At 68.5% G+C, this 16,631-nt stretch carries 15 protein-coding genes; 8 read left to right on the top strand and 7 right to left on the bottom strand.

What is annotated here, in order from left to right; all coding sequences use genetic code 11:
* Positions 1–163: 163 nt before the first annotated feature.
* Positions 164–562 carry a universal stress protein gene (locus ACZ5KP_RS04365; protein ID WP_460920273.1) on the top strand — a complete coding sequence of 133 codons (399 nt, stop codon included), beginning with the start codon at positions 164–166 and terminating at the stop codon, positions 560–562.
* Between the two features lie 173 nt (positions 563–735).
* Positions 736–1,575, top strand: a complete 840-nt coding sequence (locus tag ACZ5KP_RS04360; protein ID WP_460920271.1) for a DUF429 domain-containing protein — start codon at positions 736–738, stop codon at positions 1,573–1,575.
* Here the strand turns inward: ACZ5KP_RS04360 and ACZ5KP_RS04355 are convergent.
* The 3 genes from ACZ5KP_RS04355 to hemB form a co-directional block, all read right to left on the bottom strand.
* Positions 1,566–2,168, bottom strand: coding sequence for a hypothetical protein (locus ACZ5KP_RS04355; RefSeq protein ID WP_464761885.1), 603 nt, complete (start codon positions 2,166–2,168; stop codon positions 1,566–1,568). The genes ACZ5KP_RS04360 and ACZ5KP_RS04355 overlap by 10 nt on opposite strands.
* Positions 2,169–2,541: 373 nt before the next feature.
* A complete protein-coding gene (locus tag ACZ5KP_RS04350) occupies positions 2,542–4,233 on the bottom strand; it encodes an ammonium transporter (RefSeq protein ID WP_460920266.1) in 1,692 nt (563 codons plus the stop codon).
* Positions 4,234–4,796: 563 nt separating this feature from the next.
* A complete protein-coding gene (hemB, locus tag ACZ5KP_RS04345) occupies positions 4,797–5,810 on the bottom strand; it encodes a porphobilinogen synthase (protein ID WP_460920264.1) in 1,014 nt (337 codons plus the stop codon).
* Between the two features lie 166 nt (positions 5,811–5,976).
* Here hemB and ACZ5KP_RS04340 point away from each other — a divergent pair, with 166 nt between their 5' ends.
* From ACZ5KP_RS04340 to ACZ5KP_RS04315, 6 genes are all read left to right on the top strand, one after another.
* A complete protein-coding gene (locus tag ACZ5KP_RS04340; RefSeq protein WP_460920262.1) occupies positions 5,977–8,106 on the top strand; it encodes a DEAD/DEAH box helicase in 2,130 nt (709 codons plus the stop codon).
* Positions 8,107–8,169: 63 nt separating this feature from the next.
* Positions 8,170–9,126 carry a rhomboid family intramembrane serine protease gene (locus tag ACZ5KP_RS04335; protein WP_460920260.1) on the top strand — a complete coding sequence of 319 codons (957 nt, stop codon included), beginning with the start codon at positions 8,170–8,172 and terminating at the stop codon, positions 9,124–9,126.
* A gap of 17 nt (positions 9,127–9,143) precedes the next feature.
* On the top strand, positions 9,144–10,025 hold the full coding sequence (locus tag ACZ5KP_RS04330; protein ID WP_460921122.1) for an endonuclease V: 882 nt from the start codon (positions 9,144–9,146) through the stop codon (positions 10,023–10,025).
* A 65-nt stretch (positions 10,026–10,090) separates the two neighbouring features.
* On the top strand, positions 10,091–10,984 hold the full coding sequence (locus tag ACZ5KP_RS04325) for an SDR family oxidoreductase (RefSeq protein WP_460920258.1): 894 nt from the start codon (positions 10,091–10,093) through the stop codon (positions 10,982–10,984).
* A gap of 76 nt (positions 10,985–11,060) precedes the next feature.
* Positions 11,061–11,471: a DUF7718 family protein gene (locus ACZ5KP_RS04320; protein WP_460920255.1), complete on the top strand. Its 411-nt coding sequence runs from the start codon at positions 11,061–11,063 to the stop codon at positions 11,469–11,471.
* 68 nt (positions 11,472–11,539) lie between these two features.
* On the top strand, positions 11,540–11,707 hold the full coding sequence (locus ACZ5KP_RS04315; protein WP_460920253.1) for a hypothetical protein: 168 nt from the start codon (positions 11,540–11,542) through the stop codon (positions 11,705–11,707).
* Between the two features lie 38 nt (positions 11,708–11,745).
* Here the strand turns inward: ACZ5KP_RS04315 and ACZ5KP_RS04310 are convergent, their stop codons facing one another.
* The 4 genes from ACZ5KP_RS04310 to ACZ5KP_RS04295 all read right to left on the bottom strand — a co-directional run bounded on the left by ACZ5KP_RS04310 (position 11,746) and on the right by ACZ5KP_RS04295 (position 16,196).
* Positions 11,746–12,984 (bottom strand): ArsA family ATPase, encoded by a 1,239-nt coding sequence (locus tag ACZ5KP_RS04310; RefSeq protein WP_460920251.1) that lies wholly within the window; start codon positions 12,982–12,984, stop codon positions 11,746–11,748.
* Positions 12,985–13,061: 77 nt separating this feature from the next.
* Positions 13,062–14,192 carry a pyridoxal phosphate-dependent aminotransferase gene (locus tag ACZ5KP_RS04305; protein WP_460920247.1) on the bottom strand — a complete coding sequence of 377 codons (1,131 nt, stop codon included), beginning with the start codon at positions 14,190–14,192 and terminating at the stop codon, positions 13,062–13,064.
* An 88-nt stretch (positions 14,193–14,280) separates the two neighbouring features.
* The gene (locus ACZ5KP_RS04300; protein ID WP_460920244.1) at positions 14,281–15,087 is read right to left on the bottom strand and encodes a hypothetical protein; all 807 of its coding nucleotides are present in this window, start codon (positions 15,085–15,087) and stop codon (positions 14,281–14,283) included.
* 92 nt (positions 15,088–15,179) lie between these two features.
* Positions 15,180–16,196 (bottom strand): MBL fold metallo-hydrolase, encoded by a 1,017-nt coding sequence (locus tag ACZ5KP_RS04295; protein ID WP_460920242.1) that lies wholly within the window; start codon positions 16,194–16,196, stop codon positions 15,180–15,182.
* Positions 16,197–16,631 lie beyond the last annotated feature (435 nt).

Genomic DNA, 16,631 nt, shown 5'->3' with positions numbered 1-16,631 from the left:
CGACGACCTCGATCGGCCGTGGTAGTTCGGTTTGGACGCGGTAGTTCGGGCCCAGTCGCGCTCGGAATGCGCTCCGTTCGGACCCATGTTCGTGGTCGGACGCGTTCGTCGGAGCCGCTGCCCGCGGCGTCACGTTCATCCGCCCTGGCTCACATCCCTCCGTATGCGATATCTCGCTGCCGTCGACACCGTCCACACTGCGGCGGCGCTGTGTGATTACCTCGACGAGCGCGCCGATGGTGCCGACGAGGTCGTCGCCGTTGCGGTCCACGAGCCCAGCGACGGCGACGCCGATCCCGACGCGCCGGCCGACGAACGCGACGGTCAGGAGGCCCTGAACGTGATCGGCGTCAGGCTCGCCCTTCCGGACGTCGAGACCGTCCAGCGACGCGGCGACGCCGCGACAGAACTCCTCGCGGTCGCGTCGGAACGCGACGTCGACGAGATCGTACTCGGTCGCCGCGCCGGAACGCCGGCAGCGTCGGCCGATGGCCTCGGAGCCACCGCCGACGCAGTGCTGGCCGACGCCGATCGACCGGTCGTCGTGCTCCCCGTGGGCTGAGCGTCGCCCTCGACGTCGCCGGACGCCACGAAATCCCGAAATCGGGCAGGAGCTACTTGTAGGAGGCCCCGAAATCGCTACGGCATGTGCCGACGCGACGGGGGTCTCGGGCACCACTCGACCGGCCGAACGCGGCGACAGGGCTGCTACCGACCAGCACGGGGGCGGTTCCGGTGAGCTCCACCACTGGTCGGCGTCGGATCTACGGGATCGACTTCAGCGGCGCGCAGGACGCCGGGCGCAACGTCTGGCTCGCCAGCGCCACCCGGCGACAGGGGACGCTCGTCGTCGAGGGCTGCTTCCCCGGCGCGGCGCTCCCGGACTCCGGGACGGATCGCGAGGACTGCCTGCCCGCGCTACGGGAGTTCCTCGCCGGTGCCGACGACGCCATCGTCGGGATGGACGTTCCCTTCGGCCTCCCCGTTGAACTCGTCGACGCCGACACCTGGCCGGCGTTCGCGGGGGCGTTCCCGAACGGCGCCGAGGGACCGACCGAGTGGGCGGAGGCCTGTCGCGATCGCGCCGAGACGCTCGATCGGGATCGGGTCGAACTCAAGCGAGCGACCGACGAGGAAACCGGCGCGCCGTTCTCGCCGTACAACCTCCGGATGCGATCGAGCACGTACTACGCGATCTCGTCGGTGCTCGCGCCGCTCGTCGGGGCCGACGCCGCGAGCGTGCTGCCGATGCTCCCGCCGAACCCCGGCGTCGCGTGGCTGCTGGAGGCCTGTCCGGCGGTGACGCTCGACCGGCTCGACCTCGACGCCGAGGGGTACAAGGACGACGACGAGGCCGCCGAGGAACGCCGCGCCGAGATCGTCGACGCGCTCGCCGAGGGGCCGGCAACGATCGTTCCCTCCGTCCGCGAATCGGCGATCGACGAACCCGACGGCGACGCGCTCGACGCGGTGCTCGCGGCCGTCGGCGTCACGATGGCGCTTGAGCGGGGAGAGGCGACGTCGCCGGGGACGGTGGACGCGCGGACGCGAATCGAGGGGAAAATCTACGCGTGATCGTCCGCGTCGGTCGCCGGCGAACTCCACCCGAATTCGAGCCAGGTGACGCCGATCGCGAAGATCACGAGGAGGAGCGGGCCGGTCGGAACCGAGCCGTGAGCAACCAGTCCGAGTGGCGCACCGAAAAGCAAGGCGAGCGGGACGAGCGGTGCGCCCTCTCGTCGGGACAATGTCGCGATAGCCACGACAGCTAGCAGACATCCTGTGGTTCCGAGCAGCGCCATTGCGCCGACCATCGGATCGCCAGTCAGCGTCGAAACCGTCGATTCGACGCCCGCCGACTGCTCGGCTGGAAGCTCCTGGCCGTTCTTGACGACCAGTCCGACCGCGACGCCGGCGATGGCCTCGTACCCCGTGTGAACGACGAGGTAGATGGCAGTTCCAGCACGTCCGATCGTGGCGACGGCGCCGCTGTAGTCAGCCAACAACAGGTAGAGCGTGACGCCGAACATGCCGAACAGCCCCAGCAAGAGGACGTGGAGGAAGAGCCACGTGTCGACGACTGGCTTGACGTTCGCGTACACGTCGTCCCCTGCATGTGGGTGAACCCACAGGGCGGCCGCGAGCGCGAGCGGGGTGCCTACGAGCACGAGCAGCCGAACGATCCGTCTACCGTCGCTCAACGGTTCCAGACCGCCGGACGAATCGCCTGAAGGACTGGCTGGCATCGTGATCGAGCTAGATCGAAGTGATATTCGCTTTTACATAAACCGAGGTGATACAGATCGTCACTGAAAGTCGGCCGTGGCGAACGACCAGTCGAACGGAGAACTGCCTGCGTAGTTCTGGTGGGTCGATTTTGCTGGAGCCGTTCGATTGCGAAACGTCGCCACCGGTCACGCTACCGCTACTCGTCGTAGCGTCCGAAAGAAGGAATCCGCGAGTGAAATCGATCCGCAGCGATTCGCGGATCGAAACGGATCGACCCGATTGCGTCGATCCGATCGTGTCGCAGTGATCCGATCAGACCGCGTCGACGCCGGACTCGCCGGTGCGGACCTGCGTGGCCGAGGTGACGGGGAGGACGAACACCTTCCCGTCGCCCGGCTCGCCGGTGTTGGCGGCGTCGCGGATCGCCTCGACGACGTCCTCTGCGGGGACGTCGGCGACGACGCACTCGATCTTGACCTTCTGGTGGAGGTCGACCGTGTACTCCTCGCCGCGCCACTGGCCCTTCTTCGCGGGCTGAGAGCCGCGGCCGGAGACGTTCGTGACCGTCAGCGACGGCGCGCCGACTTCCGCGAGCGCCTTCTTGACGGCACCGAGGCGGTCGGGCCGGACGACGGCCATGACCATCTCGATGTCGGTGGCGAACTGACCGCCGTCGGTCCGGAGCTTCTCCTCGGGGATCGCAGTGCCGCCGTCCGTGGCGACGTCGGGCTTGCCGAACTCGGGGTAGGTGTCGACGCCGTGTTCGGAGACGTCGAGCCCCTCACGCTCGTGTTCGGGCGTGACGCGTGCCTGGCCGGCGAGCTTGAGGGCGTACCAGATACCAGCCGTCGCGGCGATAGTCCATGCGGCGATCATCGCGACGCCCAGCACCTGGGCGATGAACGCGTCGACGATGCTGGTACCATCTAGTGCCGCGTCGGTCGCGACGAAAGGGTACAGGAGCGTCCCGAGCACACCGGCAGAGCCGTGGACCGGGAAGACTGCACACACGTCGTCGATCTTGAGCGTCTTCTCGACGAAGCCGAAGACGAGGGGCAGCTGTGCGCCGGCGAGCCCGCCGACGACGAACGCGCCCCACCACGTCGCGACGTTTGGAATCGCCGTGATGCCGACGAGGCCCGCGAGCAGGCCGTTCGCGACGTAGAGCGTGTCGACCTTGCCGGTCTTGAACCACGCGACGCCGCCCGCGCCGATGGCACCCATCGACATGGCGACGGTGGTCGTCAGCACGACGCGGCCGAGGACGCCCCCGTTGAGCACCCACTCGCCCGCCTGGTTCTGCACGACGATCGACGCGGTGCCGACGTTGAAGCCGTACCAGCCGAAGGCCAGCAGGAGCGTTCCCAGCACCGCGAACGTCAGCGAGTGACCGGGGATGACGTTGACGCTGCCGTCCTCGTTGTACCGGTCCATTCTCGGACCGAGTACGGCTGCAGCCGTGAGGCCGGCGATACCGCCCATGCCGTGGACGATCATACCACCCGCGAAGTCCTGGAAGGGAGTCCCGACGAACTCGGTAACCCAGTAGCCAGACCAGGTGAATGCGAGAACGACCGGGTAGATGACTGCTGCGAGCAGGAACGTGTAGAGCACGTACGCGCGAAGCTTCGCGCGCCCCGCGACGGCGCCGGACACGATCGTCGCGGCGGTCATCGCGAAGACGGCACCGTAGAACCAGCCGTTACCCCAGGACGCTGCCGAGTTGTTGGGCGTGAACGCCCAGCCGCCGGTCGACCCGACCAGGTCGCCGATCAGCGGTGCGACTCCCGACCCGATGAGCAGGAAGGCAAGCACACCGACCGACCAGGTCAGGAGGTTCTTCGTCAGCTGGTTGGCGACGTTCTTCGAGCGGACCTGCCCGGCTTCGAGCATGGCGAAGCCCGCGTGCATGAAGAAGATCAGGAAGGAGACGACGAGCACCCAGGAGTAGTTGATCGCTCCCGCGGTGTCGGCACTGATCTGCACCGGAAGCGTGCTCAGCATCCGACCGTCACCTCGTCGTCGGTAGTTTCGGTCTCCGAACCGAGGGAACCGATCTCCCTCCGATCGTAACTCGATTCACCCAATACGTGATCGTTCGTCTTGCGCATCACGGATAGTCTGCTTGAACCATTTGGATATAAGACTTAGCGTTGTTGTATGTCCAATAATATCGTCCACGGGGGACGGTCGTCAGAGATACAATCTGTATAATGGAGTATAAGGTGGTTGAACGGTCGGAGAACGGCGCCTCGATTGCCACGTTCCGGACGAACGTCAAACTAGCTCGTCTGACGGGAGTGCCCATTTCGCAAGTCTTGCACCCCGATCGGCCGGATTCGGCCCTCGCGCGCGGCAGGATTTGCCAGGTCCGGCTGCGCTGCTCCGTTCCGGAGCAGTTCGAACACTGACCACTCGTGAACGTTCGGCAAATCGTGGTGCCGTCGGGGGATCGACGCGCGTCAATCCCGAGACATCGGGGGCTTCTGGGCACCTGATCGTCCCGACGACTCCGTAAAACCGCCCGCTGCAGACGCCCTCGACGCCGTTCGCGTCACCGATCGCACCTACAGCCGCCGGGCCACGTCTTCGGCGAAGTACGTCACGATCAGGTCCGCACCGGCGCGCTTGATGGAGAGCAGGGACTCCATCGCGACGTCGTCGAGGTCGAGCCAGCCCTGCTCCGCCGCGGCGTGGAGCATCGCGTACTCGCCGGAGACGTTGTAGGCGGCGACCGGGCGGTCGAACGAGTCGTCGACGCGCCGGACGACGTCGAGGTATGGCAGTGCTGGCTTGACCATCAGCACGTCCGCGCCCTGCTCGACGTCCAGTCGAACTTCCCGCTCGGCCTCCTCGGCGTTCGCGGGATCCATCTGGTAGTGCCGGCGGTCGCCGAAGGACGGCGCGCCGTCGGCGGCGTCGCGGAACGGCCCGTAGAACGCCGACTCGTACTTCGCCGCGTAACTCATGATCGGCACGGCGTCGTGGCCGGCGGCGTCGAGCGCCTCGCGGATCGCACCCACCATCCCGTCGATCATCCCCGACGGTGCGATGACGTCCGCGCCCGCATCCGCGTGCGAGGTCGCGATCTTCTCGAGCAGGTCGAGCGTCACGTCGTTGTCGACGGTCAGCGTCGCTTCCTCGTGGCCCGCTGGATCCTCACCATCGGCGTCCGGTCGCGCTCCCGGCTCGAGCACGCCGCAGTGACCGTGCTCGGTGTACTCACAGAGACAGACGTCGGTGATCACGGTCGCGTCCGTTGCATCGGTGATCGCGCGGGTCGCACGCTGGATCACGCCGTCCTCGGCCCACGCCCGGGTCCCACGCTCGTCCTTGGATTCGGGGATGCCGAAGAGGATCACCGCCTCGACGCCGGTGGCGAGGACCTCCTCGACGCGCTCGACCGCGTCGTCGAGGGGCACGCGCTCGTGGCCCGGCATCGACTCGATGGGCACGCGCTCCTCGGTGGTCGCGTCGACGAACACCGGCGCGACCAGGTCCGACGCCGCGAGGTCGGTCTCCGAGACCAGCTCCCGGAGGCCGTCGCGGCGCAGTCGGCGTGGCCGCTCGCTCGGATGCATGACCGGTCATCGGAGGCCGTCGCGAAAAACTCCACCGGTCGTAGCGTGCGTGCGGTGGACCGGAGTAACAGTCTGGGCACGCTGCAGCGCCGCAGCCGCCCGGCTGAACCACTTCCAGGCTGTGCTCGACGAACGTTTACGTACGAAGGCGGCCAGAGTACCGCCAATGCGCGTCGCCGATCTGCCCCTCGATCCCGAGTACGTCGCCCACTTCGAGGAGCAGGGCATCGAGGAACTCTATCCGCCACAGGCGGCGGCCGTCGACGCCGGCATCTGCACCGGCGAATCCGTCGTCGCGGCAGTCCCGACCGCCAGTGGGAAGACGATGATCGCCCAGCTGGCGGCTCTGACTGCGGACGGGCCCGCCTCTCGCCGAGCAGCGCGAGGCGAGGCTCGTCGGTCGAGCGAAGCGAGTCCGACGGTGGTCTACGTCGTACCCCTCCGTGCGCTCGCGACCGAGAAGGCGGAGACGTTCGAGGCGATCCCGGGAATCAGCGTCGGCGTCGCCAGTGGCGACTTCGACGCGACGGACGAGGAGCTCGCCGGCCACGACGTCGTGGTAGCGACCGCGGAGAAGGTCGACGCCGCGATCCGCCACGGCGCGGACTGGGTCGAGCAGATAGCCTGCGCCGTACTCGACGAGGTGCACCTGCTGGACGACGCGGGCAGGGGGCCGACCCTCGAGGTGACGATTGCGAAGCTCCGGCGGCTCAACCCCGAGGTCCAGCTCGTGGCGCTCTCCGCGACCGTGCCCAACGCCGAGGAGATCGGCGAGTGGCTCGACGCGACCGTCGTCCGGAGCGAGTGGCGCCCGGTGGAGCTCCGGACCGGTATCTACGCGGAGGGGTCCCTCGTCCTCGGCGACGAGGAAGCCCTCGAAGAGCGTACGATCCAACCGGTCGAGGCCGACGACGCTGCCGACCACGACACCTCGCCGACGATCGACCTCGTGGCCGACGCGCTCGACGACGGTGGCCAGTGTCTCGTGTTCGTGAGCTCTCGCCGGGAGGCCAGACAGCTCGCGAACGCGCTCGCGGGTGCGCTCGATATCGCGGAATCGACTGGACTGACCGATCAGGAAACAACCGCCGACCACCCGGAGCAGCCCCACTCGGATCCCCACCCAACCGCCACGGCACTCCGCGACGCCGCGCGGACCATCACGGGCGAGTCCCTCGCCGACGTCGCCGAGTCGGGGGTCGCGTTCCACCACGCCGGCCTCGCTGCCGAACACCGGAGCCACGTCGAGGCTGGCTTTCGCTCGGGCGAGCTCCGGGTCCTCTGTGCGACCCCGACGCTCGCCGCTGGCGTCAACGTCCCCGCGCGCCGGGTGATCGTCCGTGATCACGAGCGCTACGGCGACGGCGGCTACGAGCCGCTCTCGCCCCTGGAGGTCCGCCAGATGTTCGGTCGAGCCGGACGGCCGGGGCTCGACCCTTACGGCGAGGCGATCCTCGTCGCCGAGGACGAGGACGAGCGGGCTGAGCTCCGGGAGCGCTATCTCGAGGCCGAGCCCGCCCCGGTCACGTCGAAGCTCGACGAGCCACGAGCGCTCAGGCCGCACGTACTCGCCTCCGTCGCCGGCGGCGTCGCGGACTCCCGCGTACAGCTGTCCTCGCTCCTCGAAGAGACTTTCTGTGCCCACTGCGGCGACGCCGACTCGCTGCAGGCGACCGCAGCCGACGCGATCGACCGCCTGATCGACGCCGGGATGCTCCTCGACGACGGGGCGGAGCAGGACGAAGCGGCCGTCACTGGCGGCTCCAGCGCCAGCGGCGGTGGCGATACGAACGCCGGCGAGCGGCTCGTCGCGACCGAACTCGGCGCGCTCGTCTCCCGGGTCTACGTCGACCCGGCGACGGGCGCGGACGTCGTCGCCGCACTCGAGCGCGCCGACGACCTCGACCGCATCACGCCACTCACCGTCTGTGAGATGATCTGCGATACCGCGGAGATGCCGACGCGGTACGTGGGTCAGGCCGAGGCCGGCGAGCTGAGTGAGTTCGCGCTCCGGAAGGAGGGCGAGCTCGCCCGGCCGATTCAGGAGTTCGAGGGCGAGTTCCACGCGTGGCTCGCCTCGCTCAAGACCGCTCGGCTGCTCGCGGACTACGCCGACGGCGTTCCGCTCGACCAGCTCGTCGACGGGTACAACGTCGGACCGGGCGACGTTCGACGGTTCGCCGAACGCGCGGAGTGGCTGCTCGCGGCGACGGAGTCCCTCGCCGAGCACGTGGGAAGCGACGCCACCGAGCGGATCCGCGACACCCGGGAACGGCTGGCGGAGCGGGCCGAATGAGCGGGGCGCTGGCGACCCCTACGGACCACAAACCACATCACGTGCCCGGGCCAAGGACGCGCAATGGCAGAGTGCGACGCGTGTGGCAAGTCCGAGAACATGCCATACGAGTGCAAGCGCTGTGGCGGCTCCTTCTGCACGGAACACCGCCTCCCCGAGGCCCACGACTGCCCCGGGCTCAACGCCTGGTCTGGCGGCGAGGGCGGTGGTGCACTGGGTGGTGGGCCGAGCGCCGGCGGTCCGAACGCGGGGCAGGGCCCCTCCGCAAGCGGGGGCATCGGATCGATCGGCTCCCAGGACGACTCCGGCGTCTTCGACGATCCCTTCGGCACCGGCGGCTGGCGGGGGTACTTCCGGAACAACATGACGTTCGTGTTCCTGGTTGCGATGTGGCTCACCTTCGCCGTGCAGCTGTTTCTCCGCCTCTCCAACGAAGGCGGCATCTACGGACTCGAGGGCGAGCTGTTCATGGTCAGGACGACCAGCCCCGAGAACGTCTGGACGTACGTCACGTCGATCTTCGCTCACAGCGGAATCGCCCACATCGCGTTCAACTCGATCGCGCTGTACTTCTTCGGGCCGATCGTCGAGAAGAAGATCGGGAGCAAGCGCTTTACCGCGCTCTTCTTCGGCGCCGGCATCCTCGCCAGCGTCGGTTCGGTCGCGGTCCCGCTCCTCCTCGACGAGCCGATGGCTGGGCTGGGGGCCAGTGGTGCGATCCTCGCGATCCTTGGCGTCCTGACGATCCTGAACCCGGACCTGCGGGTCCTCCTCTTCTTCGCGATCCCGATGCCGCTGTGGGTGCTCACCATCGGCTACGGTGCCCTCTCCGTCTTCGCCATCGGTATCGCCGGGCCGGGCGCTGGCGGGATCGGCCACGTCGCCCACCTCTCCGGGCTCCTGATCGGGCTCGCGTACGGCCAGTATCTCAAGGAACAGGGCGTGACCGCGCCGCGACAGCTCCAGTTCGGAGGCGGCGGTGGCGGAGGCATGGGCGGTGGCGGCCGCCGGCGGTTCTGAGGCCGTAGCCTCCGATGGTGACCGTCCAGCGTCCGGAGTTCGTTCCCGATCCGAGCCTCGATCGCGAGGCGATGGAGTCCCTCCAGCGCGAGATCGCTGCCGAGGCCGTCTTCGAGGACGACCTCGGCTTCGATCCGGCGCAGCTCGATACGACGGGACAGACGACGCTCGGTTTCGACCACGAAACAGATCGCACCGAGCCAGCGGACGATCGCTCGGCTGAGCCGTCGTCCGACCCACCGATCGTCGCTGGCATCGACCAGGCGTTTCGAGCAATCGACGGGAGCGACGCCGGCCCCGGCGAGTTCGACGAAGCCGTCAGCGCCGTCGTCGCGATGCAATCGGGCGAGGTGATCGAGCGCGTCTACGCCAGCAGCGATCTCGAGATTCCGTACATTCCGGGCCTCCTCTCCTTCCGCGAGGGGCAGTCGATCCTCGTAGCGCTCGCGGAGCTGTCCGTCGAGCCGGACGTCCTCTTGCTCGACGGCAGCGGCCGGATTCACTTTCGCGAGGCCGGCATCGCGACCCACGTCGGAGTCACCGTCGATCTGCCGGCCGTCGGCGTCGCGAAGTCGTTGCTCTGTGGAACGGTCCAGCCGGCGGCTGGGGAGGCCGACGGACTCGACGGGACGGGGAACCTCCCGGCAGGCACGATCCTCCCGATCGAGGCCGACGACTCGATGGAGACGCCGCCGGGGACGGTCGTCGGTGCGGCCGTCCAGACCCGGCAGTTCGACTCGCCGAACCGCTCGATCAATCCACTCTACGTCAGCCCAGGCCACCGGGTTGGCTGGGAGACCGCCGCGGCGATCGCGCTGGCGACGGCGGGCGAGTACAAGCTTCCCGAGCCGATCCGGCTGGCCGATCAGTGGGTGGGAGAGCTGACGACGGCGGAGTAGTTCGCGACCTCCGTGCGCGCGGGCGACCCACGGAAGTTAACATCCAGCGCGCCGACGTTCCGGCCATGCCGGACGACTCGCGACGGGAGGGGTCGCTCGTCGACGACGGAACCGCCCCGGAAGACAGCGGCCGCGATCCGGGGACGGTGTTGATCACTGGCTGTTCCTCGGGCATCGGCCGCGCGACCGCGCTGACGTTCCTCGAGGACGACTGGACGGTTTACGCGACGGCGCGGGACACAGACGACCTCGCGGACCTCGCCGACGCCGGCTGTGCGATCGACGAACTCGACGTCACGAAGCCAGCGGACGTCCAGCGGGTCGTCGACCGGATCATGGAGGAAGACGGCCGGATCGACGCTCTCGTCAACAACGCGGGCTACGGCGTGTTCGGGCCGGTCGAGGAGGTACCGACCGACGTTCTGGCCGAGCAGTTCGACGTGAACGTCTACGGGCCCCATCGGTTGATCCGCGAGGTGCTGCCCTACATGCGCGAGCAGGAACGCGGCGCGATCGTCAACGTCTCGAGCTTCTGGGGCCGGGTCTCCTTCGCCGGCGGCGGGGCGTACGCCGGTTCCAAGCACGCACTCGAAGCGCTCTCGGATGCCCTGCGACAGGAGGTCTCCTCCTTCGGCATCGATGTCTCGGTCGTCGAGCCCGGCCCCGTCGACACCGAGTTCACGAGTCGCGCGGAGGACGAACTCGACTCGCTCCAGCCCACGGGCGCCTACCCATGGTTCGAGTCAGCGTTCGAGGACCTCAGCGCGATCGGCGGTGGCGGTCCGGGGGCCGTCTCCCCGCGGGAGGTCGCCGAGGCGATCCACCACGCCGCAAGCAGTGAGGACCCCGAACCGCGCTACCCTGTCGGCGTGCCCGGCTCCGTCGCGATGCTCGGACGGTTCGTGCCCGCTCGGTGGCGGGATCGGCTGTTCTCTGTCGCGCGGCGGGTGCTGTCCTGAGAACTGTCGGGGTATTGCTCGAGCCCGCTCCGTCCGGCTCCACAGGTTCAATGCGAATAGCGCAGCAACCTGATCCGTGCCGAATACGCCGGCTGGGTTCGACCTGCAGTACGTCGTCTCGACGCCGAGCGAGCGGTGTCGAGTCTGGCTCGGGATCGACGTGTTTCGCGGCGCAGTCCAGCGGTTTCTCGTCCAGCTACAGCGTCGCTCGGACACCGACCACCGGACCGTCGTTCAGATCGCTCGGATCGACCACAATCCGGCCGGAGGCAACGGGCACGATCTCAGTACGGAAGCTGTCCACGTCGATGTCGTCCTGCGCGATGGCGAAGAGCAAACTGTCTATCCACCCACTACTGGTGGCACGCCGACGGATCTCGGCGCCGTTATAGACCAGGCGAAACGATACTTCCGACGGCACACGGGATACTTCCTCCGGGTGCATTACGGAGAGATCGAACCCGACGATCCAGCACCGTGGCCCTGATGGATCGTCTGCGAACCATTCTGACGGCTGCCACACACTTATTGTACATCGACGCCCAACGTCTACCCATGGAGGAAGAACTGACAGAGCCCATCGAACTCTCTCCCGAGGAGTTCACCGAGGAACTCGCTCGAATTCTCGACAGGGACCCCGACGAACTCCGTGCCAAGACCCAGGAGATGGACTGGGGACCACCCTGGGAGGCCGAGGTCGTCGAGACGGAGCGGGCCGAATAACCGTCCACATACCTGTTCCTGCAACCGGCATCGTCGCTTCACTCCAGACACGCCGCAACCACCCGCAGCGACTGCTCTCCCCGGACCTCGTCGGCCAGCAGCGGCACCCGCTTGATCGTCCGCCCCCGGAAGACCTCCTGCGCGCGGGTGAGCGCCCGCTGCTGGACGTCCCAGCGGCGCTGGCAGAACTCACAGCTATCGAGATCCGGCGTCACGACGTCCTCGGTCGGGACGTCGTCGGTGACGTCGGCCAGATCCTCCATTACCTTGTTCACGACCACGGTCTCCACAGGGATCGAGAAGTCGTCGAGCTGGCGGAGCAGTCGCTCGGACTCGATGACGGAGAGTTCCTCGGGCACCATCACGATCCGGAAGTCCGTCAGCGCGGGATCGGTGAGCGTCTCGCGCAGGCGCTCGATCCGATCGGACAGCTCCCGGAGGCTCTCGGTGCCTGTCTCGGGATCGGCGTCCTGCCCGCCGATCATCCCCGAAAGGCCGTCCATGAGGCCGGACATCTTCTCGCGCATCGTGAGGATCCGTCCGACCATCGAGTCCATGAGCTCCGGGAGCTCCAGCAGGCGGAGCGTGTGACCGGTCGGCGCGGTGTCGACGACCACGCGATCGAACCGGTCGTCGTCCATGAACTCGACGAGCTGTTGCATCGCGACGGCCTCGTCCGAACCCGGCATCGTCCCGCCGAGCATCGACTCGAGCGGATTACCGCCGCCCATCATCGCGCCGATGCCGCCCATGCCGCCTGCATCGTCCGCTCCGCCAGCCGCCTGACCGCCTCCGCCCGCTCCGCCAGTCGCCTGCCCGGTTCCACCCGCTCCACTCGCGTCGCCGAACATCGACATCCCCTCGTTCATGGCCGCATCCGGATCGATTTCGGCAGCGTAGAGTGGTATGTCGTCGCGGAGCTGCGTGGGTTCGGGTCCGATCTCGGCTTCGTACGTGTCCGAGAGCGAGTGGGCGGGATCAGTGGAAACGACGAGCGTTCTGGTGCCCGCTGCCGCAGACGACAGGCCGGTCGCGGCAGCCATCGTGGTCTTGCCGACGCCGCCCTTGCCGCCGTAGAGCACGAACTCGGGCGTGTCGCTCGCGACCGGTGGAAGCCGGTCGGCGTCGAGCGCTTCGGGCTGGCCGGGTGCCTCAGCTCCAGCATCGTCCGTTGCCGGTGGCCTGTCCTCGTCGGACGTCGCCGCGTCGTCAGCTGGCGGTGGGGTTTCGCCGTCCTCGCCGGCGTCGTCGACGGGCTCCACGTCGATGTCGCTCATGTCCCGCGCTCGGCGCGCCGAACGGTTCAGGGCGTCGATGTCCGGAGTCGTCTGCGTCGCGCGGAATCGACTCGTGGCTACGCGAAGAACGCCGAGAGCCGATCGGCTGCTTCCTCGACGCGCGGCGTGACGAGGGCGAAGCGGAACCAGTCCTCGCGAGACTCGCCGAAGGCCTCGCCGGGCATCCCCGCGACGCCAGCCTCGTCGACGAGCCGTTTGGCGTTCTCGAGTGTCCCCGGGAACCCGTCGAAGCGTGCCATGACGTAGAAGCCGCCGTCGGGTTCGGTGTACTCCGCGCCGGCGGCGTCGAGTGCGTCGGTGAACGTCGCGATCCGCTCGGCCATTCGCTCCCGGTTGCGCTGGTAGTACGCCGGCTCGGTCTCGCGGAGCGCATCGAGCACCGCCTGCTGTGCCGGGCGGCTCGTCGCGACGTTGACCAGCATGTGACGGGTCCGGGCGCCGCCGACCATCGACTCGGGGAGGATCGCGTAGCCGACCCGGAACCCCGTGACCGCCATCGACTTCGAGACGGCGTTGGTGACGACGACGCGCTCGGCGTCGAGGGTGAGCGCGCTCTCGAAGCGGCCGGTGTAGTCGTAGCGATCGTAGACTTCGTCGGAGAGCAGCAGTGCGTCGTGCTCGTCGGCGATCGCGGCCAGGTCGGCCATCGTCGAGCGATCGTAGACCGCGCCCGTGGGGTTGTTCGGCGTGTTGACGACGATCGCGGCGAGGCGCTCGCCGGCAGCCCCAGCCTGCTCGCGAACGGCGGCGGGGTCCAGCGATCCGTCGGACTCGGCTGCGACGAACCGCTCGGTGGCGCCGAGGAGTTCGGCCTTCCCGGGGTAGTAGGGATAGACTGGGTCCGTGAGCACGAACACGGGCTCCTCGCCGTCCGGTGTGCGGTCCTCGATGCGATCCACCGCTCCCGCCATCGCGAGGTAGTTCGCCTCGCCGGCACCGTTGGTGACGATCACGCGATCGACGGCGACGTTCCGGCGTGCGGCGATCTCCTCGCGGAGTTCGCGGAGCCCCTCGCTCGGCGGGTACTGGAACTCGCCGGAGTCGGTCTCGGCGTACTCGGCGAGCCCCTCCCGGAGCGCGGCAGGTGGTTCCCAGTCCGGCGATCCGCTGACCACGTCGATCACGTCGCGGTCTGCGGCCGCGGCGTACTCCATGACGTGGTAGAAGAGCGGCCGGTCGTAGTCCATGGCCGGTCACTGGCAGCGCCGCCACGTGGCTCTTACGACCTGCCGGATCACCGTCTGCCGCGAGACGTGGCCGTCATGCCCCGACGAGCTACGTGCCCGTTCCCGGTGCAACGTCGGGCCCGCGCGCTTCGGCCGCGATCCCTCGCTCGCGAAGGACCGCTGCGACGCCAGCCGCGTTCCGGGCTGGGACGACGACCACCGGGTGCGCTCCGTCGCCGGCGTCGAAGCTCGCCTCGGCGATCACCGCGGCAAACGACGCGTCGGTCCGCCGGATCGCGGCAGCTTCGTGGAGGAGTGCGAAGCCGGTCCCGAGCGCGAGCGCACCGACCACGAGCAACGCCGCGAGAATCCAGGCCAGCAGTCCGCTGGCGACGACCAGGAGTCCGATCGCGGCGAGTGGGATCCCGGCGGTCACCGCCGTGACTGCCCAGGCGCCGACGGTCCAGTTTCGCCGCCAGGCTGTGGACGACTGGTCCCGATCTGCACCCGTTCGTCCCCGACGGTCCAGCTCCCGAACCGGTAGCGAACGCTCCGTAGCAGCTGCCGCGGTGGCGTCCGCGAGCGTCTCGGCCGACGGCCGGGTCCCACGCAGTCGCTGGAGGATCGACCGCGCCGCTTCCAGTGGGTTCGTCCGGACGCCGTTGGGTTCGATCGACCGTCGATCGAGCGCCGGCACGCGGTAGAGCCCGCTCGCGTCCGCAGGGACCCACTCCGGCAGCTCTACGAGGCTCCTGGGATCCGAGGGATCCACGCCGAGGACCGTAATCTGGGGTGTCGACGCGACCCCTTCGTCTGTCCGCGGTGTGGATCTCTCCGGTGATGGGGACTCCTCTGCTGGTGTTGACCCTTCCGTCGGTGTGGTCCCCTCCGGTGGGGCGGGTCCCTCCGGTACCATACGTCGAATCGGTACGGCTGCGGGCCTCAATCTGGCGGTGTCAGTGACGGGCGCCGAGCAACTGTGGAGCGGATCTGGGAATTCGCCGATCCCTATTCGCCGAGTTCGTACCGGAAAACGCCGTCCTCGTCCTCGCTCCGAGCGGCTGCCCCGTCCTCGACGAGCGCCTCCAGGTGCGCCCACGCCTCGCCAGGGCCGTGCATGACGTGGATGTTCTCGAGGTCGCCGAACAGCTCGGCACTGACCTCCCACGCCGTCGCGGGGCCGATCTCGCCGAGCACCGATCGCGTCCGCTCCGTCCGTTCGTCGTGGTGGGTGAGGATCGCTTCGGCACGGCCGGCGGGATCGTCGATCGGGTCGCGGTGGCCGGGCCAGACCCGGTCGAGGTCCGTCGCGGCGAGCCACCGGAGACTCGATCGATAGGTCGCGAGCGGACGCTCGACGCGAGGATCGGCACCGCCGACGTTCGGCGTGTACTCTGGGAGGATCACGTCGCCGACGAACGCCTCGGCGCGGCGCTCGAACGCGAAGGCCGTGAGCCCGTCGGCGTGGCCGGGGAGGTGGATCGCCCGGAGCGCGTCCGAATCGGCTTCGTCGTCTGCGCGACTGCCACGGTCTCCGTCGGCTCCGCCGTCGGCCCCTGGGCTGCCCGCGCCGAGCGGGAACCGTTTGCCGTGGGTGAATGTCGTTACGTCTGCCGGCTCGCCTGCGAGTTCCTCCTGCCCCTCGAGGAAGGCGAGGAGTTCCTCGCGAGGCTCGGTTGGAATGCCCCACCGCTCGAAGCAGGTTCGCTGGAGGTCGAGGTAGGCGTCGTGACCGCTCCCGTCCACGAGCGGTGCGTCGCGCTCGTGGACGAACACCTCGGCACCGCTGTCGGCCTGGAGTTCGCCGGCGAGTCCGGAGTGGTCCCAGTGCCAGTGCGTGAGCAGGATTCTGTCGAGGTCGGCGATCGCGACACCGGCGTCGGCGAGTCCCTCGCGGAGCGACTCCCGGACGTTCGCCGTCGGCGCGCCGGAATCGACGAGCGTCGTCGGCCCTGCTGGCGGATCGAGCAGGTAAACGACGTTCTCGCCCTCGAAGACGGCGTTGTCGAGGCGGATCGAGTGCACGCTCGTCGAGACGGGCGCGGTTCACTAACCACTCACGGTCGCAGCACCCACGGTTGCCATGCCCTGATCGCTACAGGCACTCGCCGCGCGCACGGCCGCGGCCGGACGGTCGGGACAGGCCTGGTCGCGACGCGGACGACCGCCACACCCGTGGTCGCCCCACGCCTGGTCGCGCGGGGCTCGCCTCCCACTCGTCACGCTGACGCCCACGCCGGGTCAGCCGTCGCTATCGCGTCCGTCCGCGCCGTCTCGTCGGAGGGTCCCGCGGCCGCGCGGTCAGTCATCGTTCGCTCTCGTGTCGGAGAGACGAAACGTCGGCGCTCGGCGACCATATCGGGTGGTTCTTCCCGAAACAGTGGACGTTCGGTCCGGTTCGTTCGACGGCTCGGACCGAACGGTCGGTCCTCAAACAGGCTTAATATCCTTATATGCAAT

It is taken from the genome of Salinarchaeum chitinilyticum (assembly GCF_055390775.1).
This window is presented reverse-complemented; position numbering and strand designations above follow the sequence as displayed.

Bases quoted from the DNA above. Each gene is read 5' to 3' on its own strand.
- ACZ5KP_RS04365 (WP_460920273.1), top strand. From the start codon at position 164: ATGCGATATCTCGCTGCCGTCGACACCGTCCACACTGCGGCGGCGCTG.
- ACZ5KP_RS04350 (WP_460920266.1), bottom strand. From the start codon at position 4,233: ATGCTGAGCACGCTTCCGGTGCAGATCAGTGCCGACACCGCGGGAGCG.
- hemB (WP_460920264.1), bottom strand. From the start codon at position 5,810: ATGCATCCGAGCGAGCGGCCACGCCGACTGCGCCGCGACGGCCTCCGG.
- ACZ5KP_RS04340 (WP_460920262.1), top strand. From the start codon at position 5,977: ATGCGCGTCGCCGATCTGCCCCTCGATCCCGAGTACGTCGCCCACTTC.
- ACZ5KP_RS04335 (WP_460920260.1), top strand. From the start codon at position 8,170: ATGGCAGAGTGCGACGCGTGTGGCAAGTCCGAGAACATGCCATACGAG.
- ACZ5KP_RS04325 (WP_460920258.1), top strand. From the start codon at position 10,091: ATGCCGGACGACTCGCGACGGGAGGGGTCGCTCGTCGACGACGGAACC.
- ACZ5KP_RS04315 (WP_460920253.1), top strand. From the start codon at position 11,540: ATGGAGGAAGAACTGACAGAGCCCATCGAACTCTCTCCCGAGGAGTTC.
- ACZ5KP_RS04310 (WP_460920251.1), bottom strand. From the start codon at position 12,984: ATGAGCGACATCGACGTGGAGCCCGTCGACGACGCCGGCGAGGACGGC.
- ACZ5KP_RS04305 (WP_460920247.1), bottom strand. From the start codon at position 14,192: ATGGACTACGACCGGCCGCTCTTCTACCACGTCATGGAGTACGCCGCG.
- ACZ5KP_RS04300 (WP_460920244.1), bottom strand. From the start codon at position 15,087: ATGGTACCGGAGGGACCCGCCCCACCGGAGGGGACCACACCGACGGAA.